At 35.8% G+C, this 18,238-nt stretch carries 17 protein-coding genes; 15 read left to right on the top strand and 2 right to left on the bottom strand.

Annotated elements, in window-relative coordinates; genetic code table 11:
* Positions 1-12: 12 nt before the first annotated feature.
* Together LOC50_RS07820 and LOC50_RS07815 are read right to left on the bottom strand one after the other, a co-directional pair.
* Positions 13-2,019, bottom strand: coding sequence for a bifunctional diguanylate cyclase/phosphodiesterase (locus LOC50_RS07820; RefSeq protein WP_250653024.1), 2,007 nt, complete (start codon positions 2,017-2,019; stop codon positions 13-15).
* Entirely contained in the window at positions 2,003-2,701 is a 699-nt protein-coding gene (locus tag LOC50_RS07815; protein WP_248530688.1) for a transglutaminase-like cysteine peptidase, read from the bottom strand. The genes LOC50_RS07820 and LOC50_RS07815 overlap by 17 nt, the downstream gene beginning before the upstream one ends.
* A gap of 257 nt (positions 2,702-2,958) precedes the next feature.
* Here LOC50_RS07815 and galU point away from each other — a divergent pair, with 257 nt between their 5' ends.
* The 15 genes from galU to LOC50_RS07740 are packed head-to-tail and all read left to right on the top strand — an operon-like array spanning position 2,959 to position 18,002.
* Complete coding sequence (gene galU, locus LOC50_RS07810) at positions 2,959-3,885, top strand: UTP--glucose-1-phosphate uridylyltransferase GalU (protein ID WP_250653023.1); 927 nt, start codon at positions 2,959-2,961, stop codon at positions 3,883-3,885.
* An 8-nt stretch (positions 3,886-3,893) separates the two neighbouring features.
* Positions 3,894-5,027 carry a non-hydrolyzing UDP-N-acetylglucosamine 2-epimerase gene (wecB, locus tag LOC50_RS07805; RefSeq protein ID WP_250653022.1) on the top strand — a complete coding sequence of 378 codons (1,134 nt, stop codon included), beginning with the start codon at positions 3,894-3,896 and terminating at the stop codon, positions 5,025-5,027.
* A gap of 45 nt (positions 5,028-5,072) precedes the next feature.
* Positions 5,073-6,323 (top strand): UDP-N-acetyl-D-mannosamine dehydrogenase, encoded by a 1,251-nt coding sequence (wecC, locus tag LOC50_RS07800; protein ID WP_250653021.1) that lies wholly within the window; start codon positions 5,073-5,075, stop codon positions 6,321-6,323.
* Between the two features lie 9 nt (positions 6,324-6,332).
* Positions 6,333-7,694: a UDP-glucose dehydrogenase family protein gene (locus tag LOC50_RS07795; RefSeq protein ID WP_250653020.1), complete on the top strand. Its 1,362-nt coding sequence runs from the start codon at positions 6,333-6,335 to the stop codon at positions 7,692-7,694.
* Complete coding sequence (locus LOC50_RS07790) at positions 7,691-8,680, top strand: NAD-dependent epimerase (RefSeq protein WP_250653019.1); 990 nt, start codon at positions 7,691-7,693, stop codon at positions 8,678-8,680. The genes LOC50_RS07795 and LOC50_RS07790 overlap by 4 nt, the downstream gene beginning before the upstream one ends.
* Positions 8,677-9,258, top strand: a complete 582-nt coding sequence (locus LOC50_RS07785) for a serine O-acetyltransferase (RefSeq protein ID WP_250653018.1) — start codon at positions 8,677-8,679, stop codon at positions 9,256-9,258. The genes LOC50_RS07790 and LOC50_RS07785 overlap by 4 nt, the downstream gene beginning before the upstream one ends.
* Position 9,259: 1 nt before the next feature.
* Positions 9,260-10,480: an oligosaccharide flippase family protein gene (locus tag LOC50_RS07780; RefSeq protein WP_250653017.1), complete on the top strand. Its 1,221-nt coding sequence runs from the start codon at positions 9,260-9,262 to the stop codon at positions 10,478-10,480.
* Positions 10,481-11,707: an O-antigen ligase family protein gene (locus tag LOC50_RS07775; RefSeq protein ID WP_250653016.1), complete on the top strand. Its 1,227-nt coding sequence runs from the start codon at positions 10,481-10,483 to the stop codon at positions 11,705-11,707.
* Positions 11,682-12,761, top strand: a complete 1,080-nt coding sequence (locus tag LOC50_RS07770) for a glycosyltransferase family 4 protein (protein WP_250653015.1) — start codon at positions 11,682-11,684, stop codon at positions 12,759-12,761. Before LOC50_RS07775 ends, LOC50_RS07770 begins: the two co-directional genes overlap by 26 nt.
* Positions 12,754-13,260, top strand: a complete 507-nt coding sequence (locus LOC50_RS17365) for an acyltransferase (protein ID WP_284692558.1) — start codon at positions 12,754-12,756, stop codon at positions 13,258-13,260. Before LOC50_RS07770 ends, LOC50_RS17365 begins: the two co-directional genes overlap by 8 nt.
* A gap of 25 nt (positions 13,261-13,285) precedes the next feature.
* On the top strand, positions 13,286-13,687 hold the full coding sequence (locus LOC50_RS07760) for a serine O-acetyltransferase (RefSeq protein WP_250653014.1): 402 nt from the start codon (positions 13,286-13,288) through the stop codon (positions 13,685-13,687).
* A gap of 16 nt (positions 13,688-13,703) precedes the next feature.
* The gene (locus LOC50_RS07755) at positions 13,704-15,035 is read left to right on the top strand and encodes a phenylacetate--CoA ligase family protein (protein ID WP_250653013.1); all 1,332 of its coding nucleotides are present in this window, start codon (positions 13,704-13,706) and stop codon (positions 15,033-15,035) included.
* Positions 15,032-16,078 (top strand): glycosyltransferase family 4 protein, encoded by a 1,047-nt coding sequence (locus tag LOC50_RS07750; protein WP_250653012.1) that lies wholly within the window; start codon positions 15,032-15,034, stop codon positions 16,076-16,078. Before LOC50_RS07755 ends, LOC50_RS07750 begins: the two co-directional genes overlap by 4 nt.
* Positions 16,065-17,255 (top strand): YyaL domain-containing protein, encoded by a 1,191-nt coding sequence (locus LOC50_RS07745; RefSeq protein ID WP_250653011.1) that lies wholly within the window; start codon positions 16,065-16,067, stop codon positions 17,253-17,255. Before LOC50_RS07750 ends, LOC50_RS07745 begins: the two co-directional genes overlap by 14 nt.
* 15 nt (positions 17,256-17,270) lie before the next feature.
* Positions 17,271-18,002: a WecB/TagA/CpsF family glycosyltransferase gene (locus tag LOC50_RS07740; protein WP_250653010.1), complete on the top strand. Its 732-nt coding sequence runs from the start codon at positions 17,271-17,273 to the stop codon at positions 18,000-18,002.
* The last annotated feature ends 236 nt before the right edge of the window (positions 18,003-18,238 follow it).

Below are 18,238 nucleotides of genomic sequence, written 5' to 3'. Positions count from 1 at the left end.
CTTGGTTGAGTACTAATTGCAAAATTTTAGCGCATCGGTGCAAAAAGTAAACTCTTTATTTACGCCATTTTCATTAGATTTAATGATTTTTGATGGTGGCAATATTAAATTACCTTGTACCCCATCACATCCTAGGTATTCAAGTATTTCTAAAGTCTCGGTTTTTTCAATTAAACAGGCTAAAACTTTAATACCAAAGCCATGACAAATATTATTAACTGTTTGAATATAAAATTGGCTTTGCGGGTTGGCCACTAAGTCTTGAATATAACTACCATCAATTTTAACGTACTCAATATCAAGGCCTTGTAAATACCTAAACGACGTTAAGCTAGTACCAAAGTGTTCAATACACACATTAATACCCAGCTCTTTAATTGCATCTATATGTAAAGACGCAATATGCACGTTATACAATAAGCTTATTTCATGTAGTTCAAACACTAAGTTTGTTTTAATTACTGGTTTAGTGTGCGAGTAAAGCGTAAGCCATTGTATAAAGTTGGCTGAATACAAGGATGCCTTACTAATATTCAGGGCAAACACTTCATTGGGATATTGTTCTTTAATATCCACAAAATTGCGTATAATTTTTTTATCGAGTTCTTCAGTTAAATTTAACTTTTCGGCCATGGCAAATAAGTGGCCGTTATTTACTTTTTCGCCTTCATGAATAAAGTGTGCAAACACTTCAAAGTAACATTGAGAATCAGTTTTATTAGCTTGTTTAACAGGTTGCACCGAAAAACTCACTTCGCCAGCATTTATAATAGACTTAATAAGCTTACGCCATTGGTTAACACTAAATAAGGATTCTTTATCGTTTTTATCAAACGTAGTGTCTTCACCTATAGTGCAACCAGTATCAAGTAGCGATAACACTTCACCTAAACTCGCTCCTTGCTCAACGCCAACAATCGCTAAATTAGCGTAACCGTTTATATGTAAGCTGTTTTCTTTTTGACTTAAATTATCAATGAGGTCTAGGCGGGCTTTATTTAAAAATAAAACGTCATACGGGGCGAGTAATACAAACGTGCCGCCGTTTAACCTAAAAACGGTTGAATTTGGTAACTCATCGGCAACATGCTTAAGTATTTTAGCTGCATCTAATACATGCTGGTCACCATCTTGGTAGCTTACTATTTGGTTTATATTATTTAACGAGGGTAGGGTCAGCATCATTGCAGTAATGGGCGCATCGTCAGAAATGTTATTGACCACAGAATTAAAGTGGTTTTCAAACGACTTACGGTTACCCAACCCCGTTAACGAATCTATGTATACTTCTTCAGTAAGCGCTTGTGTTTGTTTGGTCAGTGAATCAAACGTACTTTGTAAATTCATAACCATGTTATTGATGGCTTGTGTAACAGTACGAAGCTCCCGTGCTACTGGTATTTCTTTATTTAAGGTAAAGCGTTTTCGAGTCACTAAAGTGGCTTGATTTTCTACGGCTTTTAACGGCTTAAATACGGCGCGTAAAATTAAAAATGCAATAGCCAGCGATGCTGCTAATAGCAAAAATGAGCTATATAAGCTGCGAAGTGTGTGTTGCCATAAGGTAAGGTAAGATTGCCCAGTATGGCTGGTTACATCAAGTGTACCTGCCATCATCCAACCATTGTTTATTTCAGAATGCATAGTGGGCGCACTCAGTTCAAAAGCACTAATAAACCAACTAGGAACTGATTCAACGCGTTTAGGGTTTTGTAACTCAAATACAGTATTATTTTGCACATCAGTAAACTTAATTTCACTGTAGTAACCAGAGTCAAAAATAGCGGTTGCCATAGTTTCAGCAATCATTAGGTTATCGTCTTCTAAATAGGGAGATATAGAAAGCCCTAAACTGGTAGCGGTGTCTTGCGCATGGCTGGCCATTTGTGTTTGTAAATAATTACGGGTTGTATCCACATCGGTAATAACGCGTACACAAAATGAAATAACCGAAATTAATATGATCAAGCCATATACTTGAGTTTTTAAACTCAATCCATATTTAAATATTCGAGACATAACTACTAGTTCCTTTATTGTTACCAGCGGCGGGGGCAAGCTCACCTTGTTCAATTCGTTCTAGCATAGTGTTCCAAGCAGAAACCCCACGGCTATTTTTAACCTTATTACCTAACCCTTTCGATTTGGCTAACCATAAACCTTGGCCATTAAAACTGTATATAGGTTTTAAATCGCCCCGATTGCTTGCAGGCACTAATTTTGTATTAAAGTTATCAAGCACCAACGGTATTTGGTTAGGCTGTTCAAAGTATATAAGCACCATGTGTGGTTGATTAACCGTACGCTGGCGTACATACATAAAGCGTATTTTATCTTCGGGGATACCTAAAGCGATTAAAGTAAAATATTTAGCAATAACATAATCTTCACAGTCACCCATGCCAACACCTAGGCTTTCTAGCGGGGTGGCCCAGTAATCTTTTTTTTGCCAAAGATCGTCATCGGTTTTGTACTTTATATGCTTATTAAAAAAGTCATTAACCAAATGAATTTTTTGCCATTCGCTTTTGTCGGCAGAGTCATCTATAAAACTCAGCCATGTTTTTATTCGTTGGTGGCCTGCATCGCCGTAAAACTGCTTTGCACGGGTAATTATATCGCTATTACGCAAATGTAAAAGCATGTCTTGTGCACAAGCAAAAAAAGACACTAATATAATTATGCAAATTCCTACGCGCACAAATCCCATCCCTTAAAAGTTAACCGCACTATTATATTCCCATTGAAAGTAAATTGATAGATTACAAAAAAGGCAAAAATAACTAGTTAACATAAAATTAACACAAAACAATCAAAAAGGCTGCTTTTTATATTGAGCGATTATATGTGTTGTGTATAATAACCGCCCATATGGTAGTAGTGCTTAAAACTCGCTATTCGCAGCGACATTTATAAACAGCTACGTTAAAACCAAAAGTAACTATAAAAGGAATTGAAGTGAAAGTATTAAAAGCAGTCTTGCCTGTTGCAGGCTTGGGTACACGTATGTTACCAGCTACCAAAGCAACGCCAAAGGAAATGCTTCCACTAGTAGACAAACCTCTCATTCAATACGTTGTAAACGAAGCAGTAAAAGCCGGTATTAAAGAAATTGTACTGGTTACTCATGCTTCTAAAAACGCGATAGAAAACCATTTTGATACTAGCTTTGAACTAGAGGCAACTCTAGAAGCCCGCGTAAAACGCAGCTTATTAGAAGAGGTGCGTTCAATAATCCCGCGAGATGTAAGTATTATTTCGGTTCGTCAATCGGCGCCGTTAGGCCTAGGCCATGCAATACTTGAAACCCGGCCAATCATTGGCAACAACCCATTCGCTATTTTATTGCCCGATGTAATTATCGATCAATATAAGTCAAACCTTAAGGTTGATAACTTAGCGCAAATGATCGCCCAATTTGAACGCACGCAACATAACCAAATTATGGTTGAGCCCGTCCCACAGGCAGAAGTGCACAACTATGGTGTGGTTGATTTGGCGGGTAAAAATATTGCGCCTGGCGAAAATGCAGCCATTACCAATATGGTTGAAAAACCAAATAATGACGAAGCGCCCAGTAATTTAGCCATAACAGGGCGTTATGTTGTATCGCCAGCTATTTGGGACTTGCTCGAGTTTACACCTCCAGGGGCTGGCGGCGAAATACAATTAACAGATGCATTACTACAGTTACGTCATCTTGAAACAATTGAAGCGTATCATTTAAAAGGTAAGTCACACGACTGCGGCTCAAAATTAGGTTACATGCTTGCAAACGTAGAATACGCAATGCAATCAAACCTATTGGGTGAAGAATTTACCAAGCGTGTTAAGCAATTAATGGCAAATGCAAAAAGTTATGCAAAACCGGTTAGAAAAAATTAAGGGAAATCATGGCTATTAAAGTATTAAGTATTTTTGGTACGCGACCTGAAGCAATAAAAATGGCGCCGCTAGTTAAAGCGCTAAATGCAGCAGACGGTATTGATGCAAAAGTATGTGTTACTGCTCAGCATCGTGAAATGCTTGACCAAGTTTTAGACCTTTTTGAAATTGTACCAGAGTACGATTTGAACATTATGAAACCGGGTCAAAGCTTATACGATGTAACAACAAATATTTTGTTAGGTCTAAAACCTATTCTTGAAGAGTTTAAACCAGATTTAGTGCTTGTTCATGGCGATACCAGCACTACTTTATCTGCAAGTTTAGCGGCGTTTTATCAGCAAATTCCAGTGGGGCACGTAGAAGCAGGTTTACGCACAGGCAACTTAAGTTCACCATGGCCAGAAGAGGGTAACCGCAAGCTCACTGGTGCTATTACAAAGCTGCATTTTGCACCAACGCAAACATCGCAGCAAAACTTACTCAATGAAGCAGTAAGTGCTGACGATATCGTAATTACTGGTAACACCGTTATTGACGCATTATTACAAGTGGTTGATAAGGTAAAAACCGACACCGCTTTAATTTCAACTCTAAAAGCTAAATTCCCAGAACTCGATGAAACTAAAAAGCTTATTTTAGTTACAGGGCACCGCCGTGAGAGCTTTGGTGGCGGTTTTGAGCGAATTTGTGAGGCATTGGTAGAAATTGCAACTGCCCACCCAGATACACAAATTTTATACCCAATGCATTTAAATCCTAATGTACGCGAACCAGTAAATCGCATATTAAAAAATGTTGATAATGTGCATTTAATCGAGCCGCAAGACTATCTCCCATTTGTGTACTTAATGAATCAAGCTCACATAATCGTAACCGACTCAGGTGGCGTACAAGAAGAAGCGCCAAGCCTTGGTAAGCCTGTACTTGTTATGCGTGACACTACAGAACGCCCTGAGGCGGTAGAAGCAGGTACAGTTAAATTAGTGGGTACAGATAAAGCTCGCATTGTGAGTGAAGTAAATAACTTACTCACTAACGCTCAAGAATATCAATCAATGAGCCGTGCACATAACCCTTATGGTGATGGTAAAGCGTGTGAACGCATTGTGGCTAAAATTAAGCAACACTTTAAAGATTAAAATAAAGATTAAAATAAAGTTTAAAACTTTTTCAAGGATTTAGTAATGACAATTAAAACAGTTTCTGTTGTTGGTTTAGGCTACATAGGTTTACCCACTGCGGCGGTTATTGCATCGCGTGGCATGCAAGTAATAGGTTTAGACGTAAGCGAAAAAGCAGTTAATACCATTAATGCCGGTGAAATACACATAGTAGAGCCTGATCTCGACATAATAGTTCGTGGCGTAGTATCTACTGGTAACTTAAGAGCAACTACAACGCCAGAAAAAGCCGACGCGTTTATGGTTGCAGTACCTACACCGTTTATTCACAGCGAAAGTGGTAACCACAGCGCCGACTTAAGTTATATTGAATCGGCAGCAAAAATGATTGCCCCGGTACTTGAAAAAGGCAACCTCGTTATTTTAGAAAGCACCTCACCGGTTGGTGCAACAGAGCAATTAGCCGCTTGGTTAAGTGAAGCGCGCCCTGACTTAACGTTCCCACAAGATAAAGGTGATGCCGCCGACATCAACGTTGCGCATTGCCCTGAGCGTGTATTACCGGGTTATGTATTACAAGAGCTTGTGTCGAACGACCGTGTAATAGGCGGTATGAGCAAAGCATGTAGCGAAAAAGCCGTTAAGTTATACGAAACTTTCGTGCGCGGCGAGTGTATTATTACCAATGCCCGTACTGCTGAAATGGCTAAGTTAACCGAAAACTCATTTCGCGATGTAAATATTGCCTTTGCCAATGAATTGTCAGTCATTTGTGACAAATTAAAAATTAATGTGTGGGAGCTTATTAAGCTTGCTAATCGTCACCCGCGTGTAAATATTTTAAACCCAGGCCCAGGTGTTGGCGGCCACTGTATTGCGGTTGATCCTTGGTTTATTGTTGCAAGTTGCCCAGACGAAGCAAAAATAATTAAACAAGCACGCTTAACTAACGACGCAAAACCATTTTACGTAATTGAAAAAGTAGCAAAAGCCGCTGATGAATTTAAACGTCCAGTTATTGCGTGTTTAGGCCTTTCATTTAAAGCCGATATTGACGATCTTCGCGAGAGCCCGGCATTAAATATTGTTGAAGAATTAGCAGCAAAAAATATAGGTGAAATACTTGCTGTAGAGCCAAATATTTCAGAGTTACCGGCCAACCTAGCAGATAAAAATGTTAGCTTAGTGTCGTTAGAAAGCGCACTAGAGCAAGCAAATGTCGTTGTTGTATTAGTTGATCATAAACAATTTAAAGCTGCAGATAAAACAGAGTTTGCATCAAAAGTTGTTATCGATACCCGCGGTATTTTGTAAGGAATTATTATGAAAGTTACTTTTTACGGTATAGGTTATGTCGGCTTGGTTCAAGCTGCAGTTCTTGCTGATGCAGGTCACAATGTATGCTGTGTTGATATTGATGAAACACGGATAGAAAACTTAAAAAAAGGTATTATTCCAATTTACGAGCCCGGGCTAACGCATTTGGTAGAAAAAAACTTTGCGGAAGGTCGTTTAATATTTACAACAGATGCCCAGTTTGGGGTTGAATTTGGTGAGCTTCAGTTTATTGCAGTCGGTACGCCACCAGATGAAGATGGCTCGGCAGATTTAAAGTACGTATTAAAAGTAGCCGAAACTATTGCTACGCATATGCAAAAGCCAAAAGTTATTATCGATAAGTCAACGGTACCTGTGGGCACTGCAGATAAAGTTAAAGCAACAGTGCAGTCAATTCTTGATAGCCGAAAAAGTGATTTAACTTTCTCGGTGGTATCAAATCCTGAGTTTTTAAAAGAGGGGGCTGCTGTTAGTGACTGTAAGCGTCCTGATCGTATAATTATTGGTACAGACTCGACAGATGCAGAAGACCAAATGCGTGAACTTTATGCACCATTTAATCGAAATCACGAAAAAATTATCGTAATGGATATTAAAAGTGCTGAACTTACTAAATATGCTGCCAACTGCATGTTAGCTACTAAAATTAGCTTTATGAACGAAATGGCAAATATTGCTGAACGAGTAGGGGCCGACATAGAACATGTTCGCCATGGCATAGGTTCAGACCCACGAATCGGTTATCAGTTTATTTACCCCGGTTGCGGCTATGGAGGCTCATGTTTTCCCAAAGATGTGCAAGCACTTGTTCGTACGACTGACAGCATAGGCTACGAATCAAAAATACTCAAAGCAGTCGAAGCCGTAAATTATGCTCAAAAGCATAAGTTATTTGAGTACATCACAAAACACTATGACTTAGAAAAAAATCCAGATGCAATTAAAGGTAAGACTTTTGCGTTGTGGGGTTTAAGCTTTAAACCTAATACAGATGACATGCGAGAAGCACCAAGTCGTATTTTAATGGAACAGCTATGGGAGTCAGGGGCTAAAGTACAAGCATATGACCCTGAAGCAATGGAAGAAACCCAACGAATTTACGGTAGCCGAGACGATTTAAGCTTAATGGGTACCAAAGAGTCTGCTTTAAACAAAGCTGACGCATTAGTTATTTGTACCGAATGGCAGAACTTTAGAGCGCCAGATTTTGATTTGATAAAATCGAAACTAAGTAGTGCAGTAATATTTGATGGACGAAACTTATTTGAGCCAAATAGAATAAACAAAAAAGACATTAAATATTATAGTATTGGCCGTGGACTATCGGTAACAGAGTTTAATCTATGAAATATCTTGTAACAGGAGCAGCAGGTTTTATTGGTAACTTTGTGGCTGAGCGTTTATGCCAATTAGGTCATGAAGTTATAGGGCTCGATAACTTAAATGATTATTACGATCCTGCATTAAAACTTGCTCGTTTAAAGCGTATAGAACACTTTAATAACTTTAGTTTTATAAAAATGGAGCTTGCTGATAGAGAGGCTATTGCAGATCTATTTGCAAACGAAAAGTTCGAAAGAGTGATCCATTTAGCAGCGCAAGCGGGTGTAAGGTATTCAATAGAAAACCCGATGGCTTATATTGATTCAAACGTAGTAGGCATGGCAACAATATTAGAGGGTTGTCGCCATAACAACGTGAAACATCTGGTTTATGCTTCTTCAAGCTCTGTATATGGTGCAAATACTAAAATACCTTTTGCAGAAGAAGATAGAGTTGATCACCCAGTATCTCTGTATGCAGCAACTAAAAAATCTAATGAGCTTATGGCGCACACTTATAGTCACTTATATTCATTGGCTACAACAGGACTTCGGTTTTTTACAGTCTACGGACCTTGGGGACGACCTGATATGGCCCCATTTTTATTCACCGATGCTATAGCTAACGATAGAGAAATTAAAGTATTTAATAATGGTGAGATGCAAAGAGACTTTACTTATATAGACGATATTGTTGAAGGCATTATTCGTATTCAAGATCATGTTCCATGTGTTGAGTCTGGTAATACAAAAGAAGGCTCACAATATTATCGTTTATTTAATATTGGCAACAATCAACCAGTACAGCTTGAGTCTTTTATTAACACGATTGAAAATGCCCTTGCTAAAAAAGCGAATAAAAAGTATTTACCAATGCAAGATGGTGATGTTGTTCGCACATACGCTGACATAGAAGAGCTTAATAAACAAATAGGTTTCAAACCAGAAACTAATCTTCAAGATGGTATTAATAAGTTTGTAAAATGGTACTCGGAATTTTATAGCAAATGATAAACTCTTTTTTTGAACTTAAAGACTATATAAAACATGATTATTATAGAATTTATAAAACTGCATCTAAACTTAGCGTTTTTAAAAGTTTATTCTTTGGTGAGTCTTTTAAATATGTCTTTTGGTTAAGAGTTTGTGCTTATTTAAATGGAAAAAATAAGATTGTATACTTTATTTCTAAAATTATATTAAGGCATTACAAGTATAAGTTTACAATTTGTATTCCCGACAAAACGACTATTGGTAAAGGCTTTTACATTGGTCATTTTGGTAGTATATTTTTTTCACCTAAAGCTGTTATTGGTGAAAATTGCAATATATCTCAAGGTGTTACGGTTGGTCAGGTTTCGCGCGGTGTAAATAAAGGCGCTCCCTCAATAGGAAATAATGTATACATTGGCCCTGGCGCTAAAGTTTTTGGTGGGGTGAGTGTAGGGGATAATGTTGCTATCGGAGCTAATGCAGTTGTAACCAAAGATATTCCTAGTGATTGGTCTGTTTGTGGCGTTCCTGCAAAAATAATTTCACGTAAAGGGTCGTTTATTTACATAAATAACACTCTTTCGAGTGAACAATAAAATGAGTGTCATCAAAGGTGTTGCATGGGTTTTTACTGCGACAATTTTAACTCAGTTAATAAATCTAATAACCTTACCGTATATTTCAAGGCAGTACGATGAATCTGCAATATCTTCTCTAGGTATTATAACGTCAGTATTGACCCTCTTTCTAATATTTAGTTCTTTTAGACTTGAATTTTTTATAGTAAAAAAAGATGAAGCATTAGTAGCCCGTTTTACTCAAAGCCTTTTTCTTTTAACTGCTTTTGCTGCGATTATTTATTCATTTTTTTTGCTTGGATACTTGGTTTATAAAGGGATCGAACTCTCTTGGTATAGTTATTTTTTATTATTACCTTATCTGATAGGTGCTTTTTGGCAAAATATAGTTACATTTTCAGTAACTAAAACGGGACGTTTTCATCAATTGGCACTCTTAAAAGTTGCAAGGGCCTCTGTGTTACTTGTAATGATGTACCTGCTTAATACACTACAAGTATTTGGGATTATTTGGTCTTTAGTGATCTCGGTATTACTGCCTTTATTTTTCTATTTTTATATTTATTCACAAGAGATTAGAGGTGTTTTCACTGATGTTAAGGGCAAGTTAAAGCTATTAAGAGATGAGTTATTTAATAATTATCACGCTGCAATACAAGCAATGTTTAATGTTGTTAACTTACAATTTTTCGTCTTTTATGTGATTGCTTTTGAATCTAAAAAAATTATAGCGTCATATTTTTTTATGGAAAAGATTTTGAATGCGCCTCTAAACTTACTGGCAAGCAGCTTACGCCAAGTTATTTATAAACATTTTGTAGATAATAAAAGTAATAAAAGTAAGTTATTAAAGAGCTATATAACTGCTCAAAGCTTTTTGTGCTTTGTTGCAATTTCAACAGGAGCCTTTTTATACGTTTTTGGTAATGATTTGATCAGCTTTATTCTAGGTGATGGTTGGAACGAAGTTACTTTATTATTGAACGCCTATATTTTTATTATGGTTATGCAAATAATTAATATCCCAAGCACCTCGCTTTACCTTGCAATAGATAAAATAAATATTATGGCTCATCTCGAAAAGGCTGATTTGACAATTAAGATTTTACTAGCATTTTATTCAATTACTGCAGAGTTAAGCATATATGAATTTATTAGCATAGCTTCTATATACGTTGTTATTTATTACTGCACAGTGAGTGCTTTTTTATATCGCTCACTATTAAAAGGAGAACAGTAAATGTTAATAAGATTCTCTTACTTATCATTATTTTTTTCTTTAGGCATCTTGTTTTTCAGTCGAGCCCTCACTTTTTTGTTTGAGATGATGCCTGCAGGAACTGCAAGTAAACTATTTACACCAATAAGTTTAGTCTTTTATCTCATTTCTTTATTTATTATTATTAATAAAGTTAAGTATAAGAGTAACTTAAAGAGCCTTTTAAAATCTTCGCTATTTCCTTTGCTTATTTGCTTGGTTGCGTTTATTTCCAGTTTTTTCTCTATGTATGCTGGGCAGTCACTTATAGCATCAAGCGCTTTAGCAGGTACGTTTTTATTTGCAGCGGCTTTAGTTGTTTGTAACGATGAAGAGGCTTTAGTCAAAGTAGTCGTTACTCCCTTACTATGGGCTTTATCAGTAAGTATATTATTCGCAATTTTTATCCCTTCTATTGGTATTGATGACGGTAGCAACGATCCTGCACATCTTGGTTTATGGCAAGGAATTTTTGGTTTTAAAAACAATCTCGGCAGGACAGCCGTATTTACTATGTTATTTATGTTATTTAGCCACTTTAAGGGTTATAAATATAAATGGTTTGTTTGGTTAATCCCTATTGTTTGTTTACTAATGAGTAAATCAACAACACCATTAATATGCTTCTTTGTTGTTTTGTCATCGATTTATATCTTGAATTTTTATAAGAGAATTACAGTTGCCGCTAGATTAATTAGCATTCCAGTAATTATTTCTCTTGGGTTTATTGGGTTCTCTATTATTACTTTTATTATTACTGATGTTTTTGATAAAGATTTAACTGGCTCTGGTCGCTCCGAAATGTGGAATATCGTCTTAAATAATATTGACTATAAGCTTTTTGGTTATGGTTTTGGTGGTGTGTTTTGGGGAGAAAACCAGCCCGCAGAATTCACCATTGGTCGGCTTTATTACCATTTAGGCCACGCACATAATGGTATGATCGATGCACTTATTGATATGGGTTATGTAGGGCTTCTTACATATCCAATCGTTATTTTAATTCCTTATTTTACATCTATTAAAAGATTATTTTTGGGAGATTTAACATATACATTACCCTTAGTCGTTTTAACGTTTTTAACGTTTTATTCAATAAGCGGTAGTTCGTTTTTAAAACAAAATAATTTATTGTTTTTATTTTATTGTGTGGCCATTATTTATCCAGCATGGAGGAGAATAAATGAACGTTGTATTAGTTATCGCTAGCTTAGGAGTTGGCGGTACAGAGCAAAAAGTTATTCGCTTAGCTAATTATTTTGCAGCACAGGGAAAAGATGTAGAAGTATTATCGCTCTCTTTAAACAATTCACAAAAAGAGAAGCTTAATAGTGAGGTTAAACTTACCATTATCGATACTAACAGTAATATAAAAGCGCGTTTGAGTGCTAAGAAATGTGTTTTTAATTATTTAAAAAAACAGCAAGCTAGTGCTGGAATTATCCCGGCTATTTTTTATTTTAATTATTACCCAGCCTTATTTGTATCTTCAAAACTTATCAAACAAGTTGTATTTATTAATACAACCCATTTACTTGGCTTTATGAGTAAAGTTAAGCAAAAAATGGCTATAAAAAAAATGAAGTTTGCTAACGCTATTGTAATGGGGAATAGCGAATTAGCTGAGGAGTTTAAACGTTTTAATCAGCTTAAAAATACACGAATAGAGGTGTTACAAAATGGGATAGATACTAATTACCCTGTTAAGGAATGCTATCAAGTAAACGATGTATTTAGGTTGGTGGTTGTTGCAAGGCTCCGCCCAGAAAAAAGACATGCAGATATTTTTAAAGCAGTAAAAATATTATTAGATAAAAGCTTTAAAATCGAACTTGATTGTATTGGTAGCCAAGTTTTAGATGGCCAAGAAGAGCAGTTAAAACACGTAGTGGAAGATTTAAGTTTACAAAAGCATGTTAATTTTTTAGGTGAAAAAAATAATGTAAGGCAGTTATTGCCAAATTACGATGCATTTGTTTTACCTTCTAACGATACGTTTTCAAATGCGTTGCTCGAAGCTATGGCTGCAGGCCTACCTGTGCTTGGTGCTAATGTAGGGGGGTCGCCAGAAATTATTAGTGATTCAAATGATGGTTTGTTATATGACTTTATGAACCAGACCGATTTAGCAGATAAAATAGAAGGTTTAATATTGAATGAACAACGTCGCAAAAATCTTGGTTTAAGTGCGATTAATAAAATAAATAAAAATTTCTCTAGCGATTGTATGTATAAAAAATATGAGGCGTACATCAATGAATAACATATTAATAAAATTATATTTGTTTATTTATAAAAAACTCTTTGGCAGTGTAAGCCTTGCTAGAAAACTAGGCGTAAAAATTGGTGAAGACTGTCGCCTAATAGGTAAAGTTGATTTTGGCTCGGAGCCTTACCTTATAGAAATAGGTAAGCATGTAAGTATTACGACATCTAGTTTTGTTACACATGATGGTGGAGTTTGGGTTATGCGCAAAGAAAACCCAAAGCTTGACGTAATTGCGCCTATTAAAATTGGTAATAATGTATTTATAGGTACAGGCTGTATTATTTTACCAGGAACTATAATTGGAAATAATGTGGTAATCGGTGCAGGTAGTGTAGTTAAAGGTATAATTGATTCAGAAAGTATCTATGCAGGTATACCCGCTAGAAAGGTAAAGGAGTTAAGTGATTACAAAGATCAATGCTTATCTCAAGGACTTCACCTAAAAGGTGAAGCTAATAAGAAAAATCTTTTATGTGAAATGTTTAATCAATAATATTTTAGAATCAAGGAGATTAATCATGATGCTATACCGAATTGGAAATTGGTTTTATAGAAGTAAGATTCCCTTATTTCCCAAGGTAATTAATTTATTTATTAGGCTAGTTCATAACAGTGCCGTATTTTCTGAAACAAAGATAGGGAAAGGTACTATATTTGGATATGGAGGAATTGCGATTGTAATTCATAAGAATGCAACGATTGGTAATGATTGTGTTATTGGTTCTTGTGTGACAATAGGTGGTAGAGAAGGAAGTGGTGTTCCAGTAATAGGTAATAATGTATACATAGCAACCGGTGCTAAAATATTAGGAGGTATACACATTGGTGATAATGTTAAAATAGGTGCTAACGCTGTTGTTTTAATAGATATACCTGATAACAAAACTGCGGTAGGAATACCTGCACGTATTGTTCATTAAAAAGCAAATTAATATTATGTTTCAAAAAATAATTTATAAAAATTCGCCAATACTAATTCAAAACTTATTGATATCTACTCGCGCAATAATCAGATTGAGATTACGAGATAATACAGAAAGCAAATGCTTTTTAAAAAGAATTGAAAATAACGAATACAACAAGAATACATTAGATAGTTATGTTGAAAGTGAATTAAATAGCGTATTAATTAATGCTGTTGAAAACACCACGTTCTACGAGGAATATGATGCAAGTGATTTAGAGTCTTTTCCTCGATTAACGAAAGAAAGCATAAAAGCAGATCCGTCTGGGTTACGTTCTAAAAATAAACCCAAAGTGATAGTGAATGGTTCAACGAGTGGGACTACAGGTTCGCCCTTGATGATTCCACAATCTTTGGAGTCGGTGGTTAAAGAATTTGCTTTTGTTAAACGTTTGCTCGAATGGGCGGGTTATAAAAAAGGAGATAAAAGGGCCTGGTTACGTGGTGACTTAATTGTACCATTAGAGCAAAAAACGGGTGCTTTATGGCGATATTCTTTTTTTGAAAAAATGTTGATGTTATCCACTTTTCATTTATCAACAGAAACAATGCAGCAGTACATTGATAAAATGGTAAGTTATAAAGTTGATATAATTCAAGCGTATCCCTCATCAATAGTGTTATTAGCAAAATTTTTAAAAGAAAATAATGATTATTATCCTTCAAGGCTAAAGTCAATTATCACCTCTTCTGAGCAGTTAACGAAAGATGATAGGGCGTTAATAGAAGAGCGTTTTAAATGTAAAGTATTTGACTGGTATGGTTTATTTGAACGTGTTGCTGCAATTTCTAATTGTGAACATGGACGTTATCATTTACTTACCGATTATTCGTATGTTGAGCTTGAGCATGTATCGGATGAGGTATACGAAATAGTTGGGACTAATTTTAACAATAAATATTACCCGCTTATTCGCTATAAAACAGGCGATCAAGTGGTTTTGAGTGATGAAAAAGAGTGCCCTTGCGGGCGAGTTTATCCTATTGTAAAAGAGATTAAAGGTCGGCAGGTGCAGCATGTTTATAATACGAATAAAGATAAAGTATTTGCTTTAGATCAATGTGTAAAAGAAGCAAAAGGAATAATTGGCAGTCAATTTGAGCAATTTAAGTATGGTGAAATAACCATTCACCTTATTATTAATGATGAATTTAATGAGAAACAAAAAACAATAATAGAAAAAGCAGTTAAATCGCGTCTTGGTCTAGAAATGCTCGTTGTTTTTAACTTTGTTAAAGAATTAAAAAAGACAAAAAGTGGAAAGTCAATTCAAGCAATTTGCCATATAAAGGGAACTCAATGAACTTAATGATAGGGACTAGCATAGAGGGGCAAGGTGGTATTGCCTCTGTACTCCAACAGTATCGACAATACGGTTTATTGGACAAATGGAATATTAAACTGATTGTAAGCCATAAAGAAAAAGTTAATATTGCTACATCTATGTTTCTATTTTTAAAGTGTTTAATTGTAGTATGCTTTTATTTATTAAGTCGTGATATTGGCTTTGTGCATATTCATATGGCATCAAATGGTAGTTTTAAGCGTAAATCTTTACTTGTTAGGCTTATTAAACTTTTAGGTGGCAAGGTTATTATTCACTTACATGGTGGGGGGTTTAAGCTATTTTATGATGCATCGACCGCAGGGAACAAACGCCATATTTTAAATACCTTTATTAAAGCAGATAAAATTATTGTTTTGTCTAAGAGTTGGTACGCATGGTTAAACGATATCCTAGGTAATTCAACAAAACTTTCGATTGTTTATAATGCAACAGAGCAGGTTTGTGAAAATCCAGATCCTACCGCTGGCCATATTTTATTTCTAGGTCGTTTAGAGGAAGCTAAAGGCGTAAGTGATCTAATTTATGCATTTGCAAAAGTGAGCCATACTTATCCTACTATAACTCTAACTTTAGGCGGTACAGGCAATCTCGATTTTTATAAGTCACTAGCCACTGAGTTAGGTGTTGAAAATAAGATTGTTTTTGCTGGTTGGGTAAGTGGCGAGGCTAAAAAAGCATTATTTCGCTCTTCTGATATTTATTGTCTACCTAGCTACAAAGAAGGCTTTCCTATGGGTGTAATAGAGGCTATGTCAAGCCATTTAGCTGTTATAGCCTCTGACGTTGGAGGAATATCAGATGCCATCGAACATAATGTTACAGGCCTATTGTTTAAAGCCGGCGACCGAGAGCAGTTAGTACAGCACCTAGACAATTACCTCTCTAATGAAAAGCTTAAAAACGCAGTTAAAATAAATGCATTTGAAAAATTTAATACTGAATTTTCATTTGATGTTGTCATTCCTTCATTAGAAAAAGTTTATAATGAAATTACATAAATTAAATAAGTTATTACTTCAGCAAGCCATAACCAACAATTACAGTGGAGCTGATCCATTTGACGGCCTAAATAGCAAGTTATTTGAGCTTTTCCCTCGTTTGAAAAAAGGTGTTATTGGCCTTGCGTGGATTCAATTACATAAACGCTTAGCCGTGAATTTAAGGCCTTTATTTGGGGTACCTAAAAAGCGCAACCCAAAAGGCATTGGCTTATTTATTTTAGGTTTATTAGAAGACTATAAAGTTACAAATGAACAAACATACTTAGATGAGGCCATAGAGCTAGCTGATTGGTTGCTAACTCAGCAAAGTGATAAAACTATTTGGCAGCATAGTTGCTGGGGCTACCATTTTGATTGGAATGCCCGTGCGTTTTTTGTACCTAAAGGTAAGCCGAATGTTATTACTACTATATATGTAGCACAGGCTTTATATGCGTTAAGCGAAGTTACGAATGATAAAAAATACTCAGAGCCAGCAATTGATAGTGCCCACTTTATTGTAAAAACGTTATACAAAGAATGTGATGGTAGGCAATTTTTTGGTTATATTCCAGGTGAAACTGCTTTTGTGCATAATGCTAGCCTTTGGGGCGCAGCATGGGTTGCAAAAGTTGCTGTACTGACTAATAACCAACACTACAAACAGCTTGCTTTAAATGCGGCTCGACAGTCTGTAAGCGAGCAGGGGGCTGATGGCTCGTGGGTATATGGTGCTCGCCATCATCACCAGTTTATTGATGGCTTTCATACCGGTTATAACCTAGAAGCGCTACGCTTATTGAGTGATGAGTTGCAGATTGATGAGTTTGAATCTGCAATTGCAAAAGGTCTTACTTATTATAAAACACATTTGTTTGAGCAAGATGGCACCGCAAAATATTACAACAACAATCGTTACCCACTCGATATGCATAGTGTGTCGCAGGCTATTTTTACGCTATTAAAAGTAGGTAAAACGCCAGATGACTTTATAATGGCCGAAAAAGTAATAAACCGCGCTATTCAAACCTTGTATATGCCTAAAAAGCAGCGTTTTATTTATCAAAAAAATAAGTTTCTTACAAATAAGGTTGACTATGTGCGTTGGACACAAGCATGGGTATATTATTCGTGTGCTTATTTTAATCGACAAAAAATGAACAGCGCTAAAAGTGCAGTTATTGAACAACATTAAAAAACGGACTCAACAATGAAACGTATTGAATTTTTAAAAGCCCCCATGGATATTGCCACCATGCAAGAGACGGTGACTTTTATTGAAAGTAGAATTGAGCAAAAGCAATTTTTACAGCATGTTGTGGTTAATGTAGCCAAAATAGTTAATATGCAAAAAGATCCTGTTTTAGCTGAGTCGGTTAAAGCGTGTGAGGTAATTAATATTGATGGTATGGGCGTTGTTTTTGGTGCACGTTTTTTAGGGCACGATGTGCCAGAGCGTGTAGCAGGAGTTGATTTATTTCATGAATTATTAGCCATGAGTGCTAAACGAGACTTTCCTGTGTTTTTATTGGGTGCCACCGAAGAAGTAGTGAACAAAACAGCCGAAGTCGTTAAAGCACAAAACCCAAATTTAAATATTGCTGGCTATCATGATGGTTATTTTTGGCAGGATGAAGAGGCTGTGGTCACTAAAATACGGGAATCGGGCGCAAAATTATTATTTGTAGCTATAACCTCCCCAAAAAAAGAAAACTTTATTAATAAATGGCAAGACAAACTCGGCGTTGATTTTGTAATGGGAGTTGGTGGTACGTTTGATGTTGTAGCAGGCAAAGTAAAGCGCGCACCACAGTGGATGCAAAAAGCAGGGTTCGAATGGCTTTACAGGGTTATACAGGAACCCGGCAGAATGTGGAAACGTTACTTAATTACAAATTCTAAATTTGCATACTTATTAATAAAGAATAAGTTTAGTAGCTAATTTTTTAACATTGACTAAACCCCCCTCCCTCGCAAATCACTTTTAGACATCAAATTTCAAGCTGACAATATAATAATATAAGAGTTACAACAGAGTAACTCTTATGCTCTTATGTAACCCTTAACCTTTAACAAAAAATTAACAAATTGCAGTTCTTTAAGATGTGTTTTATGTTTTTTTTAAATTAATTTTGATTTTTTATTACTGTAACTCATTGATATTATGTTTTTGTGTTC

The sequence above is a fragment of the Pseudoalteromonas sp. SCSIO 43095 genome (assembly GCF_023650455.1).
GTDB lineage: Bacteria > Pseudomonadota > Gammaproteobacteria > Enterobacterales > Alteromonadaceae > Pseudoalteromonas > Pseudoalteromonas tetraodonis.
The sequence above is the reverse complement of the archived record's forward strand: the minus strand, read 5'-3'. Positions and strand labels throughout refer to the sequence as shown.

Bases quoted from the DNA above. Each gene is read 5' to 3' on its own strand.
- LOC50_RS07740 (WP_250653010.1), top strand. From the start codon at position 17,271: ATGAAACGTATTGAATTTTTAAAAGCCCCCATGGATATTGCCACCATG.
- wecC (WP_250653021.1), top strand. From the start codon at position 5,073: ATGACAATTAAAACAGTTTCTGTTGTTGGTTTAGGCTACATAGGTTTA.
- LOC50_RS07790 (WP_250653019.1), top strand. From the start codon at position 7,691: ATGAAATATCTTGTAACAGGAGCAGCAGGTTTTATTGGTAACTTTGTG.
- LOC50_RS07780 (WP_250653017.1), top strand. From the start codon at position 9,260: ATGAGTGTCATCAAAGGTGTTGCATGGGTTTTTACTGCGACAATTTTA.
- LOC50_RS17365 (WP_284692558.1), top strand. From the start codon at position 12,754: ATGAATAACATATTAATAAAATTATATTTGTTTATTTATAAAAAACTC.
- LOC50_RS07785 (WP_250653018.1), top strand. From the start codon at position 8,677: ATGATAAACTCTTTTTTTGAACTTAAAGACTATATAAAACATGATTAT.
- LOC50_RS07745 (WP_250653011.1), top strand. From the start codon at position 16,065: ATGAAATTACATAAATTAAATAAGTTATTACTTCAGCAAGCCATAACC.
- LOC50_RS07760 (WP_250653014.1), top strand. From the start codon at position 13,286: ATGATGCTATACCGAATTGGAAATTGGTTTTATAGAAGTAAGATTCCC.
- wecB (WP_250653022.1), top strand. From the start codon at position 3,894: ATGGCTATTAAAGTATTAAGTATTTTTGGTACGCGACCTGAAGCAATA.
- LOC50_RS07770 (WP_250653015.1), top strand. From the start codon at position 11,682: ATGAACGTTGTATTAGTTATCGCTAGCTTAGGAGTTGGCGGTACAGAG.
- LOC50_RS07775 (WP_250653016.1), top strand. From the start codon at position 10,481: ATGTTAATAAGATTCTCTTACTTATCATTATTTTTTTCTTTAGGCATC.
- LOC50_RS07755 (WP_250653013.1), top strand. From the start codon at position 13,704: ATGTTTCAAAAAATAATTTATAAAAATTCGCCAATACTAATTCAAAAC.
- LOC50_RS07795 (WP_250653020.1), top strand. From the start codon at position 6,333: ATGAAAGTTACTTTTTACGGTATAGGTTATGTCGGCTTGGTTCAAGCT.
- LOC50_RS07750 (WP_250653012.1), top strand. From the start codon at position 15,032: ATGAACTTAATGATAGGGACTAGCATAGAGGGGCAAGGTGGTATTGCC.
- LOC50_RS07820 (WP_250653024.1), bottom strand. From the start codon at position 2,019: ATGTCTCGAATATTTAAATATGGATTGAGTTTAAAAACTCAAGTATAT.